This is a genomic window from Streptomyces bobili, assembly GCF_002154575.1.
Lineage (GTDB): Bacteria > Actinomycetota > Actinomycetes > Streptomycetales > Streptomycetaceae > Streptomyces > Streptomyces bobili.
Window position 1 is genome coordinate 1 of the sequence record NZ_MUBA01000437.1, and the last position, 17,333, is coordinate 17,333.

General features: G+C 71.7%; 14 protein-coding genes and 1 pseudogene. 7 read left to right on the forward strand and 8 right to left on the reverse strand.

What is annotated here, in order from left to right:
- Together BZL64_RS29345 and BZL64_RS42245 are read right to left on the reverse strand one after the other, a co-directional pair.
- Nucleotides 1–1,288, reverse strand: a 1,288-nt coding sequence (locus tag BZL64_RS29345; RefSeq protein WP_244205537.1) for a serine/threonine-protein kinase, incomplete at its 3' end; no start/stop codon positions are given.
- A 183-nt stretch (nucleotides 1,289–1,471) separates the two neighbouring features.
- On the reverse strand, nucleotides 1,472–1,687 hold the full coding sequence (locus tag BZL64_RS42245; protein ID WP_425276085.1) for a serine/threonine protein kinase: 216 nt from the start codon (nucleotides 1,685–1,687) through the stop codon (nucleotides 1,472–1,474).
- A 60-nt stretch (nucleotides 1,688–1,747) separates the two neighbouring features.
- Between BZL64_RS42245 and BZL64_RS40690 the strand changes: the two genes are divergently transcribed.
- Nucleotides 1,748–2,326: a hypothetical protein gene (locus BZL64_RS40690; protein WP_425276086.1), complete on the forward strand. Its 579-nt coding sequence runs from the start codon at nucleotides 1,748–1,750 to the stop codon at nucleotides 2,324–2,326.
- Nucleotides 2,327–2,389: 63 nt separating this feature from the next.
- Nucleotides 2,390–3,949, forward strand: a complete 1,560-nt coding sequence (locus BZL64_RS29355; protein ID WP_086772187.1) for a hypothetical protein — start codon at nucleotides 2,390–2,392, stop codon at nucleotides 3,947–3,949.
- A gap of 70 nt (nucleotides 3,950–4,019) precedes the next feature.
- Here BZL64_RS29355 and BZL64_RS29360 read toward each other — a convergent pair whose 3' ends face one another.
- Nucleotides 4,020–4,433: an organic hydroperoxide resistance protein gene (locus tag BZL64_RS29360; RefSeq protein WP_086772188.1), complete on the reverse strand. Its 414-nt coding sequence runs from the start codon at nucleotides 4,431–4,433 to the stop codon at nucleotides 4,020–4,022.
- A 143-nt stretch (nucleotides 4,434–4,576) separates the two neighbouring features.
- On the opposite strand from BZL64_RS29360, the gene BZL64_RS29365 reads away from it, so the two are divergent.
- Both BZL64_RS29365 and galE read left to right on the forward strand, forming a co-directional pair.
- Entirely contained in the window at nucleotides 4,577–5,080 is a 504-nt protein-coding gene (locus tag BZL64_RS29365; RefSeq protein WP_373314853.1) for a MarR family winged helix-turn-helix transcriptional regulator, read from the forward strand.
- A 165-nt stretch (nucleotides 5,081–5,245) separates the two neighbouring features.
- Nucleotides 5,246–6,226, forward strand: coding sequence for a UDP-glucose 4-epimerase GalE (gene galE, locus BZL64_RS29370; protein WP_086772189.1), 981 nt, complete (start codon nucleotides 5,246–5,248; stop codon nucleotides 6,224–6,226).
- 25 nt (nucleotides 6,227–6,251) lie between these two features.
- Here the strand turns inward: galE and BZL64_RS29375 are convergent, their stop codons facing one another.
- Nucleotides 6,252–6,896, reverse strand: coding sequence for a response regulator transcription factor (locus BZL64_RS29375; RefSeq protein WP_086772190.1), 645 nt, complete (start codon nucleotides 6,894–6,896; stop codon nucleotides 6,252–6,254).
- A gap of 41 nt (nucleotides 6,897–6,937) precedes the next feature.
- On the reverse strand, nucleotides 6,938–7,564 hold the full coding sequence (locus BZL64_RS29380) for a TetR/AcrR family transcriptional regulator (protein ID WP_086772198.1): 627 nt from the start codon (nucleotides 7,562–7,564) through the stop codon (nucleotides 6,938–6,940).
- Nucleotides 7,565–7,969: 405 nt separating this feature from the next.
- Between BZL64_RS29380 and BZL64_RS29385 the strand changes: the two genes are divergently transcribed.
- Both BZL64_RS29385 and BZL64_RS42250 read left to right on the forward strand, forming a co-directional pair.
- Nucleotides 7,970–8,887 (forward strand): ABC transporter permease, encoded by a 918-nt coding sequence (locus BZL64_RS29385; protein WP_086772191.1) that lies wholly within the window; start codon nucleotides 7,970–7,972, stop codon nucleotides 8,885–8,887.
- A gap of 199 nt (nucleotides 8,888–9,086) precedes the next feature.
- Nucleotides 9,087–9,440: pseudogene (locus BZL64_RS42250) on the forward strand (ABC transporter ATP-binding protein); the annotation flags it as partial.
- Nucleotides 9,441–9,841: 401 nt separating this feature from the next.
- On the opposite strand, the gene BZL64_RS29395 reads toward BZL64_RS42250, so the two are convergent.
- A complete protein-coding gene (locus BZL64_RS29395) occupies nucleotides 9,842–14,797 on the reverse strand; it encodes an NAD-glutamate dehydrogenase (RefSeq protein WP_086772193.1) in 4,956 nt (1,651 codons plus the stop codon).
- A gap of 604 nt (nucleotides 14,798–15,401) precedes the next feature.
- On the opposite strand from BZL64_RS29395, the gene BZL64_RS29400 reads away from it, so the two are divergent.
- Nucleotides 15,402–15,968, forward strand: coding sequence for a DJ-1/PfpI family protein (locus tag BZL64_RS29400; protein ID WP_086772194.1), 567 nt, complete (start codon nucleotides 15,402–15,404; stop codon nucleotides 15,966–15,968).
- Between the two features lie 170 nt (nucleotides 15,969–16,138).
- Here BZL64_RS29400 and BZL64_RS29405 read toward each other — a convergent pair whose 3' ends face one another.
- Together BZL64_RS29405 and BZL64_RS29410 are read right to left on the reverse strand one after the other, a co-directional pair.
- Complete coding sequence (locus BZL64_RS29405; protein WP_086772195.1) at nucleotides 16,139–16,804, reverse strand: HAD family hydrolase; 666 nt, start codon at nucleotides 16,802–16,804, stop codon at nucleotides 16,139–16,141.
- Between the two features lie 91 nt (nucleotides 16,805–16,895).
- Nucleotides 16,896–17,333: DUF6912 family protein (locus tag BZL64_RS29410; protein WP_086772196.1), on the reverse strand; the 438-nt coding region annotated here is incomplete at its 5' end.

Genomic DNA, 17,333 nt, shown 5'->3' on the forward strand with positions numbered 1-17,333 from the left:
GGGGTCCGCGCGCAATCGCGCCGCCACGCGGCGGCTGAGGATCGTGGTGGGGGTGGCCGCTGTGGTGCTGATCGCCGTCGCGGCCGTGGCCGACCACGGCGCCCACGCCCGCGACGGCGACCAGCACCACCGCGGCCACCCCCACCACGATCCTCCGCCGCCGCGTGGCGGCGCGATTGCGCGCCGACCCCGGCCGCGGCGCCCCCGCCGCACGGGGGACCCGCGCGGTCCCGTGGGCCCCGCCCGCCAGCTCGTCCGGTGCCGGTACCCGCATCGACGTGTGCGTGTCGCGGTTGGAGTCCGGCTGGGCTCCGGGGACCAGGGACACGGATCCCCGGCGCCCCCGCCCGTCGCTCCCGGCGGGAGCCGCCTCCTCGGCGGCCTCGCCCCGCCCGGTCGTCCGGGCGCCCTCGGCCTCCTCCGCCGCCTCGCCGTCCGGCTCGTCGACGTCCAGCGGCGGCATCCCGGCCAGTGTCGGCAGCTGTTCGCGCAGCCGGGCGGCCACCTCCGAGGCCCGCAGCCGGGAGGCCGGGGCCTTGGCCAGGCACTGCACGAGCAGCTGCCACAGTTCGTCGGGGATACCGGGCAGCGGGGCGACGGACTCGGTGACGTGCCGGCGCAGCACCGCGCCGGGATGCCCGCCACCGAACGGCGTGAAGCCCGCGAGCAGCTCGTACAGGACCGTGGCCAGCGCGTAGATGTCCACCGAGGCGCGCGGCGGGAGGCCTTCGACGATCTCGGGGGCGAGGTAGTCCGGCGTGCCGATGATCTTCGTGGCGCGGGTCCGCTTGGGGGTGTCGATGAGCTTCGCGACGCCGAAGTCGGTGAGCAGCGCGCGGTGCGAGCCGCCGGGGCCGAGCGGGCCCTGCATGTCGAGGAGGATGTTCTCCGGTTTGACGTCCCGGTGGACGATGCCGGCCGCGTGCGCGGCGGCGAGCCCGTCGGCGACGTCCGCGACGATCGCCACGGCGGCCTCGGGCGCGAGCCGGCGGTCCCGGTCGAGGCGGGTCCGCAGGTCGGTGCCGCGGACCAGGTCCATGACGAGGGCGAGGTCGTTGCCGTCGACCACGAGGTCCCGGACGGAGACCACGTTGGGGTGTTCCAGACCGAGCAGGGCGGTGCGCTCCTGCACGAAGCGGCCCACCAGCTCCTCGTCGGAGGCGAGGTCCTCGCGCAGCAGCTTGACGGCGACGGGGCCGTCCGGCCCCTCGCCCAGCCACACCGTGCCGGCGCTGCCGCGTCCCAGGATCTGGTGGGCGGTGTACCGGCTGCCGATCTTCCGTGCCAAGGCTGCTCCTACAGACGCGTGGTGCCGACGCTGCGCCATCCGGGGCCAACTCCCGGCCCCCCGGCCGACAAAACTACGCGCCCCCCGAGGCAATCCTCACCACGGAGACGGAAATCACCCGCCAGGAGTCGACAAATCTCCAAACCCGCGGTCAGGTCCCGCGGGGCGGGCGAGCCGCGCCCCTCAGGCCCCGTCGCCGGAGCCGCCGCCGAGATCACCGAGATCGCCGACCCAGCCGCTCACGGTGTCGACCCAGTCGCCGAGCTGCTCCCAGTAGCCCTTGCCCGTGCCGATCCAGTCCTGGAGCGGCGTCAGCTCCCAGATCAGCCAGCTGGCCACGACCAGGATGACGACCGTGAAGAGACAGCCCTTCAGGCAGCCGAGGCCGGGGATCTTCATCGGGTTGGAGCTGCGCTGCCTCGGTTCCCTGGGCTCGCGCGGCTGCCGGGGCTCCGGCGCGTGCCGCTGCGGCGGCTGCTGGGGCTGAGGCTGCGGGGCGTACCGCTGGGGCTGGGGCTGCTGCTGGGGGGCGTACTGCTGCGGCTGCTGCTGGGGATGGCCGTAGCCCTGCTGGGGCCGCTGCTGCGGGCGCTGCTGGGGCCTCGGCTGCTGCTGGCGGGGCTGCTGCACCATCCGTCCGAGGCGGAGAGCCTCCAGGATCTGCTGACCGGCCATTTCGCGCGGCCGGACCGGGAGCGGCCCTGGCCGGAGTTCTGGCAGTTGCAGCAGCGGTTCTGGCCGGAGTGGCTGCGCCGGCAGTTGTGGGAGCCGCTGTTCCTGGCGGCGCTGGCGGCCGGGGCGTGGGGGGCTTCGCGCGGGCCGCGGCGGGCGTTCGGCGTCCTCGTGGCCGCCGCCGCGTCCACCGGGGTGCTCACGCAGGCCGGGCATCCCGACATCGCCATCTGGGGCGGGCGGCTGATCGTGCTGGCGTGGCTGCTGCCGGTGCTCGGGGTGCCGCTGTTGCTGGAGCCCCTGGTGCGGGGCCGGGTGGCCCTGCCGGCGCAGGAACGGCCCGATCGGACTCACTCGATGAGGTGACAGAGGCAAGGCCGTTGACTCGGGCGGGAACATACCGCCAATGCCCCTCTTTGTTCCGGTCCGATGAGCGTCGGCGTCCTCACCCGCCGTCCCGCACGCGGCGCGACGGCACTGTACGGCGGGCGCACCTGGCGTCCGAGCCCCTACCAGGTCTTCGGGTTCCTGTTCTGGCTGGTCATGTCGCTGGCGTACTGGCGGGTGCCGCTGTGCTGCGACGCCGGACAGCATGCGGCGGTCGTCGAGCGGCTGCGGGCCGACCTGCTCTCCCCGCGCCATCCCACGGGTGACCTGCCGGGGACGGGCAGCCCCTACTACTCGCCGTACGCGGTGGCGCAGGGCGTGTTCGCGCGGCTGACCGGCCTGTCGGGCTGGGACGTGCTGCGGGTCGCCGGGCCGGTGAACCTGCTGGTGCTGCTGACCGGCATCGGCCGCTTCACGCGCGTACTCACACCGCGCCCGTGGGCCCCGGTGCTGGCGCTGGCGGCGATGACCCTGCTGTGGGGCACCGAACGGGCCTGGTGGAGCGGCTACCTCGGCCTGATGTCGATGACCGGTAACCTCGGCTATCCGTCGGCCTTCGCCATCGGGCTCGCGTTCTGGGCGTGGGCCTGGACGGCCGCACGCGCGCGTGACGCGCGGGCGGTGCGGTTCGTGGGCCCGAACGGGCTGCGCGGCTTCGCCGGGTACGCGGTGCTCGGCGCGCTCTACGGCGTCATCCTGCTGGTGCACCCGATCACGGCGGTCGCCGCGGTGACCGGGGGCGTGGCCTTCGTGGCGGGCGGGCAGCGCGGACGGCGCCCGGCGGTGCTGCTGCGCTGGGCCCTCACGGGCACGACGGCCCTGCTGACCGCCCTCGCATGGCCGTACTTCGACGTGTTCGCGCTGGCCGGCGACGGCAGCGTCGACGCGATGCACCGACGGCTGTACGACGGGCTCGCCGGGCATTTCTGGCTGGCGCTGCTGGGCGTACCGGCGCTGTGGCTGCGGGGCCGACGGAACGGCGTCCGCGATCCGCTGGTGCTGATGTTCGCCCTGGACTGCCTGGTGGTGGCGTACGGCTGGGTCAGCGGCCACTACACCTACGGGCGGATCCTCGGGCTCACGCTGGTGCCGCTCCAGTTCGCGCTCGCCGTGGAACTGGCGGCGCCCCGGCCGTGGGGCGCGGGGCGGCGGGTGCTGGGTGCGGTCACGGCGGTCGCGGCCTGCGCCGGTTTCCTCACCGTGCAGGCCGGGGCGGTGGTCCCGCGCGCGCTGGACCCGGTCGGCTTCGCCCAGCCGCCGAACTGGCCGTCGTACGACTGGGCCGCGCGGTACATGGCGCCCGGCGAGGTGGTGATCGCCGACGGGTACTACGCCGTCCACCTGATCGCCGGGTACGGGCCGAACCTCGCCGCACCCGCCTGGCCCGACGCGGCCCTGGACGAACGGGAGCGGCTGCGGCGGCTCGCCGACGTGCGCGCCTACCTCGCCCCGGAGTCGACCCGCGCCGAGCGGTCGGCGATCGTGCGCCGCCATCACGTCCGCTGGCTGCTGCTCACGCGCTGGCACCGGGTGCCCGAGGAGGCCGTGGTGGTGGCGTGGAGCCGGCGGACGGGAGAGGTGCTGGCGCGGGTCGGTCCGTGAGGACGGTCACGCGTGACGTCGGTCCGCAGGGCGGTCGCCCGTCGCCCCGTGACTGGGTCCGGGGTGACGGTTACTCGATGACGAGGTCGACCTCGATGTTGCCGCGGGTGGCGTTGGAGTACGGGCAGACCTGGTGGGCCTGCTCGACCAGCTTGCGGCCGGTCGCCTCGTCCACGCTCTCGGGCAGCTCGACGCGGAGGGCGACCTTCAGGCCGAAGCCCTCGCCCTGCTTGCCTATGCCGACCTCGGCGGTCACGGCGGCGTCGGACAGGTCGACCTTGGCCTGGCGGCCGACCAGGCCGAGGGCGCTGCCGAAGCAGGCCGCGTACCCGGCGGCGAAGAGCTGCTCGGGGTTGGTGCCCTGACCGTTGCCGCCCAGTTCCACCGGCATGGCGAGGCCGAGGTCGATCTTGCCGTCGGAGGAGACGGTGCGGCCCTCGCGGCCGTGGGTGGCGGTGGCGACTGCGGTGTAGAGCGCGTCCATGGATGAACCATCCCTCTCGGAAGTCTGCGTTCGGGGAGTGGCCCGCCCCACGCCGTTCGCGTCCGGGCGGCCTCACGACGACAAGTAGAGCACACAATTCAGTTGTGCACAACTAAATAGCCCACAGGGGCTACCCTGGAGACATGACCCCGATGTCGACCCCCGCCGCTGCCGCCCCCGGCTCGGAGGAGAACTGGCTCCGCCTGGACAGCCAGATCTGTTTCTCCCTCCAGGCCGCCTCACGCGCCTTCAACGGCGTCTACCGCGTGATCCTGAAGGACCTCGGTCTCACCTACCCCCAGTACCTGGTGATGCTCGTCCTCTGGGAGGAGGGTGAGCTGCCCGTCAAGAAGCTGGGCGAGCACCTGCGCCTGGACTCCGGCACGCTCTCGCCGCTGCTGAAGCGGCTGGAGTCGGCCGGCCTGGTGCGCCGCGAGCGCAGCGCCCGCGACGAGCGCTCGGTGGAGGTCCGGCTGACCGAGGAGGGCACCGCCCTGCGCGAGCGCGCGGTGCGGGTGCCGCGCCGGATCGTCGCCGCGACCGGCCTCGACCTGCGGGAGATCGGCGAGCTGCGGGAACGCCTCGACCAGCTCACCAGCGCGCTGGACACGGCCGCCCTGGAGGAGGAGCTGGGCGACGGGGGGTGAACGGGGCCGGCCGGTGAACGGGGCCGGCGACCGGGGGGCCGGCGGTGGCCGAGGGTCACCCACAGGCCCTGCGGGAGAGCACCGTGCCTGCTTCACTGGTTCCCGAGGCAGACTCGGGTTCTGCGAGGCGGACTCACCACTCACCGACGAGGGGGAGGTCAGGACATGACCTGGCTGGTCACGGGCGGCGCCGGCTACATCGGGGCGCACGTCGTACGGGCGATGACCGAGGCGGGCGAGCGGGCGGTGGTGTACGACGACCTGTCCACCGGCGTCGCCGGGCGCGTGCCGGCCGGGGTGCCGCTCGTGGTGGGCTCGACACTGGACGGTCCGCTGGTCTCCCGCACCCTCGCCGAGCACGCCGTCACCGGGATCGTCCATCTGGCGGGGAAGAAGCAGGTCGGCGAGTCGGTGCAGCTGCCCCTGCACTACTACCGGGAGAACGTGGAGGGGCTGCGCGTCCTCCTGGAAGCGGTCACCGCCGCCGGGGTCCCGTCGTTCGTGTTCTCCTCCTCGGCCGCCGTCTACGGCATGCCGGACGTGGACCTGGTCACGGAGGAGACCCCGTGCGCGCCGATCTCCCCCTACGGCGAGACGAAGCTGGCCGGGGAATGGCTGGTCCGCGCGACCGGCCGGGCCACGGGGCTGTCCACGGCCTCGCTGCGCTACTTCAACGTGGCAGGCGCGGCGAGCCCCGAGCTGGCCGACACCGGCGTGTTCAACCTGGTGCCCATGGTCTTCGAGCGCCTCACCCAGGACGCGGCGCCCCGCATCTTCGGCGACGACTACGCCACGCCCGACGGGACCTGCGTGCGGGACTACATCCACGTGGTCGACCTGGCGGAGGCGCACGTGGCCGCCGCGCACGCCCTCCAGGCCTCCCCCGGGCACGCCCTCACGCTCAACATCGGCCGCGGGGAGGGCGTCTCCGTCCGCGAGATGATCGACCGCGTCAACGCCCTCACCGGCTACGACCGGCCCCCCACGGTCACACCGCGCCGCCCCGGCGACCCGGCCCGCGTGGTCGCCTCCGCCGACCGCATCGCCGCGGAGCTGGGCTGGAAGGCCAAGCTCGACGTCCAGGACATGATCGTCTCGGCCTGGGAGGGGTGGGTACGACAGCATCCGCAGGCGGCCCTGGACTGAGCCTTCGCCGCGCCGACGGTGGCGTCTACGCGTTGTTCAGGTAGGCCAGTACGGCCAGGACCCTGCGGTGGCCGCTGTCGCTCTGGGGGAGGCCCAGCTTCAGGAAGACGTTGCCGATGTGCTTGCTCACCGAGCGTTCGGTGATGACGAGGGTCGTGGCGATGGTGGTGTTGTCGCGGCCCTCGGCCATGAGTTCGAGCACCTCGCGTTCCCGCGGGGTGAGCAGGTCCAGCGGCGAGTCCTTGCGGCGGGACATCAGCTCGGTGACGACCTCCGGGTCCAGCGCCGTACCGCCGGAGGCGACCCGCTCCAGGGCGTCGAGGAACTCGTCCACCCGGCCGACCCGGTCCTTCAGCAGATAGCCGACCCCGCTCGCGCCGCCGCCGAGCAGCTCGGCGGCGTAGGACTCCTCGACGTACTGGGACAGCACCAGCACCGGCAGGCCCGGGATGCGCTCCCGTGCCTCCAGGGCGGCGCGCAGCCCCTCGTCGCGGAAGCCGGGCGGCATGCGCACGTCCAGCACGGCGACGTCGGGCCGGTGCTCCAGAAGCGCCGGAAGGATCTCCGGGCCGGAGCCGGCGACCGCCCGCACCTCGTGCCCGGCGGACGTCAGCAACAGGACAAGACCCTCTCTCAACAGGGCGTTGTCCTCCGCCAGTACGACTCTCATGCCACCCTCGACTCCGGTTACGGCCTGCCGAGCCTCTCCGCTCACAGCGCCTTGATCGCTTCGGCGGTGGCCCTCGCCAGCGCGCCCAGATATCCCTTGGGCAGCTTCGGGCTGCGGATCACCACCGAACGCCAGTAGAGCGGACCGGAGATCAGATCGAGCGCCAGCTCGTCGTCCAGGTCCCCGCGCACCTCGCCGCGCTGCGTCGCCGCCGCCACGATCTTCAGGGCGACACCCTCCTGCCCGTCCCGCAGCGCCTTCTGCATGGCCTCGGCGATCTCCGGGTTGCGGGCCGCCTCGGCCTGGAGGTCCGGGATGATCTGCGAGGCCACCGGATGCCGCAGCGCCCGTGACGTCACCTCGTACAGCACCCGCAGATCGCCTTCGAGGCTCCCCGTCTCGGGGGCGGGCAGGCCCTGTACGGCGATCGCCGACACGATGTCGAGGACGAGGTGCAGCTTGGAACGCCAGCGCCGGTACACGGCCGTCTTGCCCACGCCGGCGCGGCGGGCGATGCCCTCGATGGACATCCGCGCATAGCCGACGGTCGCCAGCTCCTCGAACACGGCCGCCCGGATGGCCTCCGTCACGTCCTCACGCAGAACGGCCGCTCCCGCGGGGGTCCGGCGGCGAGGACGCGTCTGGGGCCCGTCGGCGTTCGTCGTCATACGGACCAGCATAGGGCGTGAGGACGATACGGGCCCGTCCCTACGCAATACGGCGTGACGTCGCGACGAAACGGTGCCGTCGTCACGTGAGGGACCGCGCCGGCTTTGCCCGAGCCGCACGCCGCACGCCGTCCGCCGTCCGCCCATCGTCGGGACGCAACGGTCTCGTCCCGGCGTCGCCCCGGTCTCGTTGCCGCGTCGGTACGGTCTCGCCGCCGCAACGAACGCACGCTGCCGTGACGACGAAACGGTTGCGTTCCGACGCCCAATCGGCCTACGCTCACGTTGCGACGATACGGTGCCGTCCCGACGTAAGAGAACGTGAAGAGAAACGTAAGGAAACGTCGGCCGACGGCGGGGGAACCGGACGCACGCACCCCCACCCCCCGAGTGAAAGCAGCGGATGTGAGTCAGGTCCTCCACACACCGCCCCCGGCGCGGGCCGAGGCCCATGAAGACCTCGCGGCCCTCGCGGCCCGGCACGGCCTCACGGTCAGCGGTGCCCGTCCCTCCCTGCCCGACTACCTCCGCCAGCTCTGGGCCCGCAGGCACTTCATCACCTCGTTCGCCACGGCCAAGCTCACCTCGCAGTACAGCCAGGCGAAGCTGGGCCAGGTCTGGCAGGTGATGACCCCGCTGCTGAACGCGGCCGTGTACTACTTCATCTTCGGCGTGCTCCTCCAGACCAAGCAGAACGTGCCGGACTACATCCCCTTCCTGGTGACGGGGGTGTTCATCTGGACGTTCACGCAGAGCTCGATCATGGCGGGCACCAAGGCGATCTCGGGCAACATCGGCCTGGTGCGGGCGCTGCACTTCCCCCGGGCCGCGCTGCCGCTCTCGTTCTGCCTCCAACAGCTCCAGCAGCTGCTGTTCTCGATGGCCGCCCTGGTGCTGATCCTGCTCGTCGTGGGGGTGCCGCCGGCCCTGTCCTGGCTGCTCGCCGTCCCCGTGCTGCTGCTCCAGTTCACGTTCAACGCGGGCGTCTCGATGATCCTGGCGCGGCTCGGCGCCAAGACCCCGGACATCGCCCAGCTGATGCCGTTCGTCCTGCGCACGTGGATGTACGTCTCGGGCGTCATGTGGAGCATCGACATCCTGCTCAGCAAGCACAGCGACCTGCCGCCCTGGGTCGCCGACGTGCTGCGGGCCAACCCGACGGCCGTCTACATCGACCTGATGCGGTTCGCCCTGATCGACAGCTTCCACGCCGGCAACCTCCCGCCGCACGTGTGGGCGACCGCCGTCGGCTGGGCGCTGCTGGCGGGCGTCGGAGGCTTCATCTACTTCTGGAAGGCTGAGGAGACGTACGGCCGTGGCTGACAACGCAACGCTCAACGACATCAACGACGCCACCACCGGCGCCGGCACCGCCGACGAGCGGATCCCCACCGTCATCGCCGACCGCGTCGACATCGTCTATCGCGTCAACGGCACCACCGGGGGCCGCGGTTCCGCCACCGCCGCGCTGAACCGCATCGTGCGCCGCAAGAAGACCGAGAAGGCGTCGGGAGTGCGCACCGTGCACGCCGTCAGGAACGTCAGCTTCGTCGCGTACAAGGGCGAGGCCATCGGCCTGATCGGCACCAACGGCTCGGGCAAGTCGACCCTGCTCAAGGCGGTCGCGGGCCTGCTGCCGGTGGAGAACGGCAAGATCTACACCGACGGCCAGCCGTCCCTCCTGGGCGTCAACGCGGCCCTGATGAGCGACCTGACCGGCGAACGCAACGTCCACCTCGGCGGCCTGGCCATGGGCATGACGCGGGAACAGATCAAGGAGCGCTACCAGGAGATCGTCGACTTCTCCGGCATCAACGAGAAGGGCGACTTCATCTCCCTGCCCATGCGCACCTACTCCTCCGGCATGGGCTCCAGGCTGAGGTTCTCCATCGCCGCCGCCAAGGACCACGACGTCCTCCTCATCGACGAGGCGCTGGCCACCGGCGACGCGAAGTTCCGGCAGCGGTCGGCCGACCGCATCCGCGCGATGCGCGAGCACGCCGGCACGGTCTTCCTGGTCAGCCACAGCAACAGCTCGATCCGCGAGACCTGCGAGCGGGTCCTGTGGCTGGAGCGCGGCGAGCTGCGCATGGACGGCCCGACCGAAGAGGTCCTCAAGGCGTACGAGGCGTTCACCGAGCCGAAGAAGAAGCGCTGACGCCCAGCACGCACGCCATCAGTGGCGACAAGGGGGTGCCCCCGAGCCGGTGTGGCTCGGGGGCACCCCCTTCTCCCGTCCTACGAGTGCGTCCTACGGGAGCGTCCTACGAGTGCGTCCTACGAGTGCGTCCGCAGCAGCGTCCGCATGGTGCGCATCGCCACCGACAGGTTGGCCAGGTCGAAGGTCTCCGAACCCTGGATCTCCTCCAGCGTGGTGCGCGCCCGGCCCAGGATCGCCGCGTTCTTCTGCTCCCACGCCTTGAAGCGCTGCTCGGGCGTCGAGGTGCCGTTGCCGACGGCCAGGACGTCCGCGGTGAGCGCCGCGTGGGCCGCGTACAGGTCCTCGCGGATGGAGGCGCGGGCCATGGACTGCCAGCGGTCGGCCCGCGGCAGCTCGATGATGCGGTCCATGAGCCGGCTGATGTGCAACCGGTCGGCGAGGTCGTAGTACACCTCGGCGACGTCCAGCGGGTCCCGGCCCATGCGGTCGCCCACCGACACGATGTCGAGGGCGGGGAACACCGACGAGAACCCGGCGACCCGGCCCGCGACCTCGGGGGGCACCCCGGAGCCGGTCAGCTCGTCGGAGATCTGCTGCCACCACTCCAGGTCCGCACCGCGCAGCAGCTTCGTCAGCTGCCCCCAGACCTGCTCGACGCGGTCGGCGAAGAACTCGACGGTCTCGGCGAGTTCCACCGGCTGCGGCCGGTTGTTGAGCAGCCAGCGCGTACCGCGCTCGACCAGCCGGCGCGAGTGCAGCCGGATGCGGGTCTGGACGGCGGCCTCGACCTGGTTGTCGAGGGCCTCGACCGCGTCCCACACCGGCGCCGAGCGGAAGATCGCCCGCGCCGCGGTCTGCGCCCGCACGATCTCCTCCAGCGAGGCACCGGTCTCCTCCCGCAGACGGTGCAGGTAGGTCGTACCGCCGGTGTTGACGGTGTCGTTGACCAGGACCGTCGTGGTGATCTCGCGGCGCAGCGGGTGGTTCTCGATCTGCTCGGCGAACCGCTCGCGCAGCGCCGTCGGGAAGTACGCGTACAGCAGCCCGCGCAGGTAGGGGTCCTCGGGCAGCGAGGTGTGCAGCAGCTCGTCCGACACCGTGATCTTCGTGTACGCCATGAGGACGGCCGTCTCCGGCCCGGTCAGGCCCTGGCCGGAGCCGAGGCGCTCACGGATCTGCCGGTCGGTGGGCAGGAACTCCAGCGCCCGGTCGAGGTGACCCGCGCGCACCAGGTGACGCATGAAGCGCTGCTGGGCGTGGAGCATGTCCTTGGACTGGGCGAGGGCGTTCGCGATGGCGGTGTTCTGCGCGTAGTTGTTGCGCAGGACGAGGCCGCCGACCTCGTCGGTCATCTCGGCGAGCAGCTTGTTGCGCTGCTTGACCGTCATGTCGCCCTCGGTGACCAGGCCGTTGAGCAGGATCTTGATGTTCACCTCGTGGTCGGAGGTGTCCACGCCCGCGCTGTTGTCGATGGCATCCGTGTTGATCTTGCCGCCGGCGCGCGCGTACTCGATCCGGCCGAGCTGGGTCAGGCCGAGGTTGCCGCCCTCGCCGACGACCCGGGCGCGCAGGTCGGCGCCGTCCACACGGATGGCGTCGTTGGCCTTGTCGCCGACGTCCGCGTTCGACTCCACCGACGACTTCACGTACGTACCGATGCCGCCGTTCCACAGCAGGTCCACCGGCGCCTTGAGGATGGCCTTCATCAGGTCGGCCGGGGTCATCTTGGCGACCTTCTCCTCGATGCCGAGGGCCGCCCGGATGTGCGCGTTGACGGGGATCGCCTTCGCCGTGCGCGGGAAGACGCCACCGCCCGCCGACAGCAGAGCGGAGTCGTAGTCGGCCCAGCTGGAGCGGGGCAGCTCGAACAGGCGGCGGCGCTCGGCGTAGGAGGCCGCAGCGTCGGGCTCGGGGTCGATGAAGATGTGCCGGTGGTCGAAGGCGGCGACGAGCCGGATGTGCTCGGAGAGCAGCATGCCGTTGCCGAACACGTCACCGGACATGTCGCCGATGCCGACCACGGTGAAGTCCTCGACCTGCGTGTTCACGCCCAGCTCGCGGAAGTGCCGCTTCACGGACTCCCAGGCGCCGCGCGCGGTGATGCCCATCGCCTTGTGGTCGTAGCCCGCGGAGCCGCCGGAGGCGAAGGCGTCGCCGAGCCAGAAGTCGTAGGACTGCGCGACCTCGTTGGCGATGTCGGAGAACGTCGCCGTGCCCTTGTCGGCGGCGACCACCAGGTAGGTGTCGTCCTCGTCGTGCCGGACGACGTCGGCCGGCGGCACGACCTCCCCGGCGACCATGTTGTCGGTGATGTCGAGCAGCGCCGAGATGAACGTCTTGTAGCTGGCGATGCCCTCGGCGAGCCAGGCGTCCCGGTCGGCGGCCGGGTCCGGCAGCTGCTTGGCGACGAAGCCGCCCTTGGCGCCGACCGGCACGATGACGGTGTTCTTCACCATCTGCGCCTTGACCAGGCCGAGGACCTCGGTACGGAAGTCCTCACGCCGGTCGGACCAGCGCAGACCACCGCGCGCGACCTTCCCGAACCGCAGGTGCACGCCCTCGACCTGCGGCGAGTACACCCAGATCTCGAACGCGGGGCGCGGCGCCGGCAGATCGGGGATGGCCTGCGGGTCGAACTTCATCGACACGTAGTCGTGCGGGACGCCGCCCGCGGTGTGCTGGAAGAAGCTGGTGCGCAGGGTCGCCTTGATGACGGTGAGGAAGGACCGCAGGATCCGGTCCTCGTCGAGGGAGGCCACCTGGTCGAGGGCGGCGTCCAGCTCCTCCAGGAGGGCGTCGGTGATCTCCAGCCCGGCGCGCTGCCGGTCCGGCGACATCCGCGCCTCGAACAGCGAGACCAGCAGCCGCGTGGTGTGGACGTTCGTGCGGAGGGTGTCCTCCATGTAGTCCTGGCTGAAGGTGGAACCGGCCTGGCGCAGGTACTTCGCGTACGCCCGCAGCACCATCGCCTGCCGCCAGGTCAGCCCGGCGCTCAGCACGAGGGCGTTGAAGCTGTCGTTCTCCGCCTTGCCGGTCCAGGTGGCGGCGAACGCCTCCTGGAACCGCTCACGCCCGTCGTCACCGAGATGGTCACCGGTGCCGCCGCCCAGCGACTTCGGCAGCCGCAGACCGAAGTCGTAGATCCAGGCGACACTGCGGTCCGAGCAGCGCAGCTCGTACGGCCGCTCGTCGATGACCTCGACGCCGAGGCGGTTGAGGACCGGCAGCACCGCCGACAGGGAGATCGCGTCGCCCTTGCGGTAGATCTTGAAGCGGCGCTCGTCGGGGGCGGCACCCACCGGCTCGTACAGGCTCAGCGAGAAGTTCTGCTCCTCCGTGAGCCGCTCGATGTGGACGAGGTCGGCGACCGCGGAGCGCGGGGTGTGGTCGGCCTTGTAGCCCTCGGGGAACGCGTTGTTGTAGCGGCGCAGCAGCTCCGCCGTCCGCTCCTCGCCGAGTTCGGCGTTGAGCGCGTCCTGGAAGGCGTCGGCCCAGGAGCGGGCCGCCTCGACGAGACGCGCCTCGATGCGCTCCTTGTCGCTGTCGGACAGCTCCGGCAGCTCGGTGCCCTGCGGGACCCGGACGACGAAGTGCAGCCGGGACAGGATCGACTCGGTGTTCCAGGCGGTGAAGTCGACGCTGGTGCCGCCCAGTTCCTCCTTGAGGATGTCGATGATCCGCAGCCGCACGCCCGTGGTGTAGCGGTCGCGGGGCAGGTAGACGAGGGCGGAGTAGTAGCGGCCGTACTCGTCCTGGCGCAGGTAGAGGCGCAGCCGGCGCCGTTCCTGGAGGTAGAGCACGGACGTGACGATCGCGCGGAGTTCGTCGACCGGCGTCTGGAACAGCTCGTCGCGCGGGTAGGTCTCCATGATCTGGAGCAGGTCGCGCCCGTCGTGGCTGTTGGGCGAGAAGCCGGCGGCCTTCAGCACCTGGTCGACCTTGCGCCGCACGACCGGCACGCGCAGCACGGACTCGGTGTAGGCGGCGGAGGAGAACAGTCCGAGGAAGCGGCGCTCACCGACGACGTTCCCCTCGGCGTCGAACTTCTTGACGCCGATGTAGTCCAGGTACGACGGCCGGTGCACCGTGGAACGGCTGTTGGCCTTGGTCAGGATGAGCAGCTTGTGCTCGCGCGCCTTGGCACGGGCGTCGGCGGGGAGCCGCTCGAAGGACGGGCTGACGGGGTGGGCATCGCCCTCGGCGTGATGCGGGTCGGAGCGCAGGATGCCGAGCCCGGTGCCGGGGACGGCCGCGAGGGAGTCGTCCCCGCGCAGCTCGTACTCGCGGTAGCCGAGGAAGGTGAAGTGGTTGTCGGCCAGCCAGCGCAGCAGCTCGCGGGCCTCCTCCACCTCGGGGGAGGCCAGGTCGCCGGGCACGGACTCGCGCGGCAGGTCGTCGGCGATCCGCAGGGCGGCGTCGCGCATCTTCTCCCAGTCCTCGACGGCCTCACGGGCGTCGGACAGGACACGCAGCAGATCGGCGGTGATCTGCTTGAGGTCGGCACGGTCGCTCTCGCGGTCCGTCTCGACATGGATCCAGGATTCGACGTGCGCGTCGTGCGGCAGGTCGGCGGCGGCCGGGGGCGCCTTGAGCACCTCGATGAGTTTGCCGGTGACGTCGCGGCGGACGACGACCTGCGGGTGGATCACGAGATGGATCCCGCGGCCCTGCCGGGTCAGCTCGTTCGTCACGGAGTCCACGAGGAACGGCATGTCGTCGGTGACCACCTCGACGACCGAGTGGCTGCACGTCCAGCCGTTCTCCTCGACGGTCGGCGTATGGACGCGTACGTTCGCCGTTCCCTGCGGCCGGTTCTCGGCCAGCCGGTAGTGCGAGAAAGCGGCTCCGAAGACGTCGACCGGGTCGCGGTCGGTGAGGTCCTCCGGGGCCGTGTGCAGGTAGTAGCGCTGGAGGAACGACAGCACGGACGCGTGGTCCGGTGTGCCCGGGATCCCCGGACCGCCCTCGCCCGTCGTCCCGGTCGGTAGGTGCCCCCCGACCGGGCTGTTCTCAGCGACCCGGGCCGCCCGTTCGAGCAGCTCGGCCTTGGCTTCGTCCAGCTTGGTCTGCATTGTCCTCTGGCTCCTGTCGCGCGCCGTTGCGTGACGTAGAAGGAAGTACGGTCTCTTCCCCTGCGGCTCGACGCCACGGCCCGGGGTCTCCGGGCTGCTCCGACGCTATGCCGCAGGATGTGAGAGGCGCGGGGTTATCGACCATTCCCGACGTGCCCCACAGGTGTGACGCTGCTCTCCGCGCCGCCTGCTCATGGGGTGTGTACGGCGTCCTGGGGGCCCTGGTGGCCCCGTCCCGCCCGCGAGGATCAGCGACTGACGCCCGGCTGCGGATGTCGTCCGCACACGCCGGGCGCGGGGCAGGGGCAACCTCACCCCCGCGAGCTATCGCGCTGATCACGCCACCAGGCTATCGCTCCTGACCCGGGGCCCGTCATGAGCCGTATGTGTACAAAACCGGGGGGAGAAGTTTGACGTTCTGCACAGCGGTGCAGAGGGGGGTGGTGTGTGAAGGGGGCGGGGGCGCACGGAAGCCCGGAAGAGGGCGAAAAGTCGACGCCCGCCCCGGCCCCCGGCACTCTTGAAGCGACCCACCTCTTGGCAGGGGCGCCCGCAAGAGGCAGGTTGCCCATGGAGAGCGCCCGCCCGAGAGGAGCCGCCCGGCATGACCACGAAGATCCTCATCGTCACCGGCGACGCAGCGGAGTCCCTGGAAGTCCTCTACCCCTACCAGCGCCTGCGCGAGGAGGGCTACGAGGTCCACATCGCCGCCCCCGCCCGCAAACAGCTCCGGTTCGTCGTCCACGACTTCGAGCCCGGCTTCGACACCTACACCGAAAAACCCGGCTACACCTGGCCCGCCGACATCGCCTTCTCCGAGGTCGACCCCGGAGAGTACGCCGCCGTCGTGATCCCCGGCGGCCGCGCGCCCGAGTACCTGCGTAACGACCCCGAGCTGCGCAAGATCCTCAAGTCCTTCTTCGACACGGACAAGCCGGTCGCCCAGATCTGTCACGGCCCGCTGCTGACGGCCGCGGTGGACGGCCTGACGGGCCGCCGCGTCACGGCCTACCCGGCGCTGGAACTCGACATGCAGGCCGCCGGCGCGACCTTCCAGGACACGGAGGCGGTCGTCGACGACATGCTGGTCTCGTCCCGGGCCTGGCCGGACCACCCGGCATGGATGCGCGAATTCCTGAAGGTACTGCGCACGAAGGCACCGGTGACCTGACCCGCGCAGCACGCCGGACCCGGCGGTGCGGCGGACCCGGCGGTGCGGCGGGCCCGGCGGTGCGGCGAGCTCGGCGGCACGACGGCCGGGGGTACGACGGCCGGGGGTACGACAGCCTCTGTCAGGGCGTCACGACGACGCGCGCGGGCACGGCAGCCTGCCTCACGGCGTCACGCCGCCAGCCGCTCGGCCGTCTCGACGGCCTCCTGGAGGGTGTCCACCACGGGCACGCCGACCCCCTCGAGGCTGGCCCGGCTGTGCGATCCCCCGGTGTACAGCACGGCACGCGCCCCCACGTGCAGCGCCGCCACCGCGTCGTCGGCGGCGTCCCCGATCACCACGGTGCGCTCCGCGTCGACCCCGGTGAGGGTCTCCAGGTGGCGCACCATGTGCTCGGCCTTGCTGCCCCCGGACGGCCCGGTCCGCCCGTCGACCCGCAGGAAGTACGGCTCGATCCCGAACCCCCGGACCAGCGGAACCAAGTCGTCGTGCACGTACATGCTCAGCAGGGACTGGCTGCGCCCCGCCGACCGCCACCCGGCGAGCAGTTCCGCCGCCCCGGCGGTCAGCCCGCACCGCACCCGGTGCTCGGCGTAGTACCGGTGGAAGACCTCGTCCATGACCTGCCACTCGGCGTCGGTGGGCAGTCTTCCCAGCAGCCGCTCATAGAACTTAGGCACCGGCACGCAGTACAGCGCCCGGTACCGCTCGAGCGTGATGGGCTCCAGCCCCAACTCGACGAACGCCGCGTTCGTCGCTCCGATGATGGCGTCGTTGTCATGGAACAGCGTGCCGTTCCAGTCCCAGACGATGTGCGCCCCAGCCTGCTTCCCCATACCCGCAAACGTACCCGCCCCCACCGACAACGGGGAGAACAGGTCGGCGAGGGACGGCTCCGCCGTCCGGCCCCGCCTGCGGGCGGCGTCCTCAGCCGCCCGATCCGACCAGGCCGGCGATCTCCTGCGGAGCGAACCACAGCAGTTCGTGGTCCTCGGCGCCGTCCACCACGAACTGGGCGTCGTCGTCCCCGGCGTCCGCCGCGGGCAGCGCCTCGGCCGCCGCGGTGACGTCCGCCTCCGCGTCGTCGGCGTCGGCGTGCACGGCGGCAGCCTTGGCCAGCCGCACGGGACCGCCCACCCTGACCTCGCCCAGCGCCGCCGGGTCCAGGGCCCGGTCCGGGTCGGCCGAGGCCGCGCCGTCCGGCACGTCGACGGCGACCACCACACGACGCCGCGGCGCGGCCGGGTCCGCCGCAAGCAGCCGCAGCGAGGCGAGCGCGGCCCGGCCGAGGGCCGCGTACTCCAGCTCCTCGATGTCCTCGGAGACGTACCACTCGCGCAGCCCGGGTGTGACCGCGTACGCGGT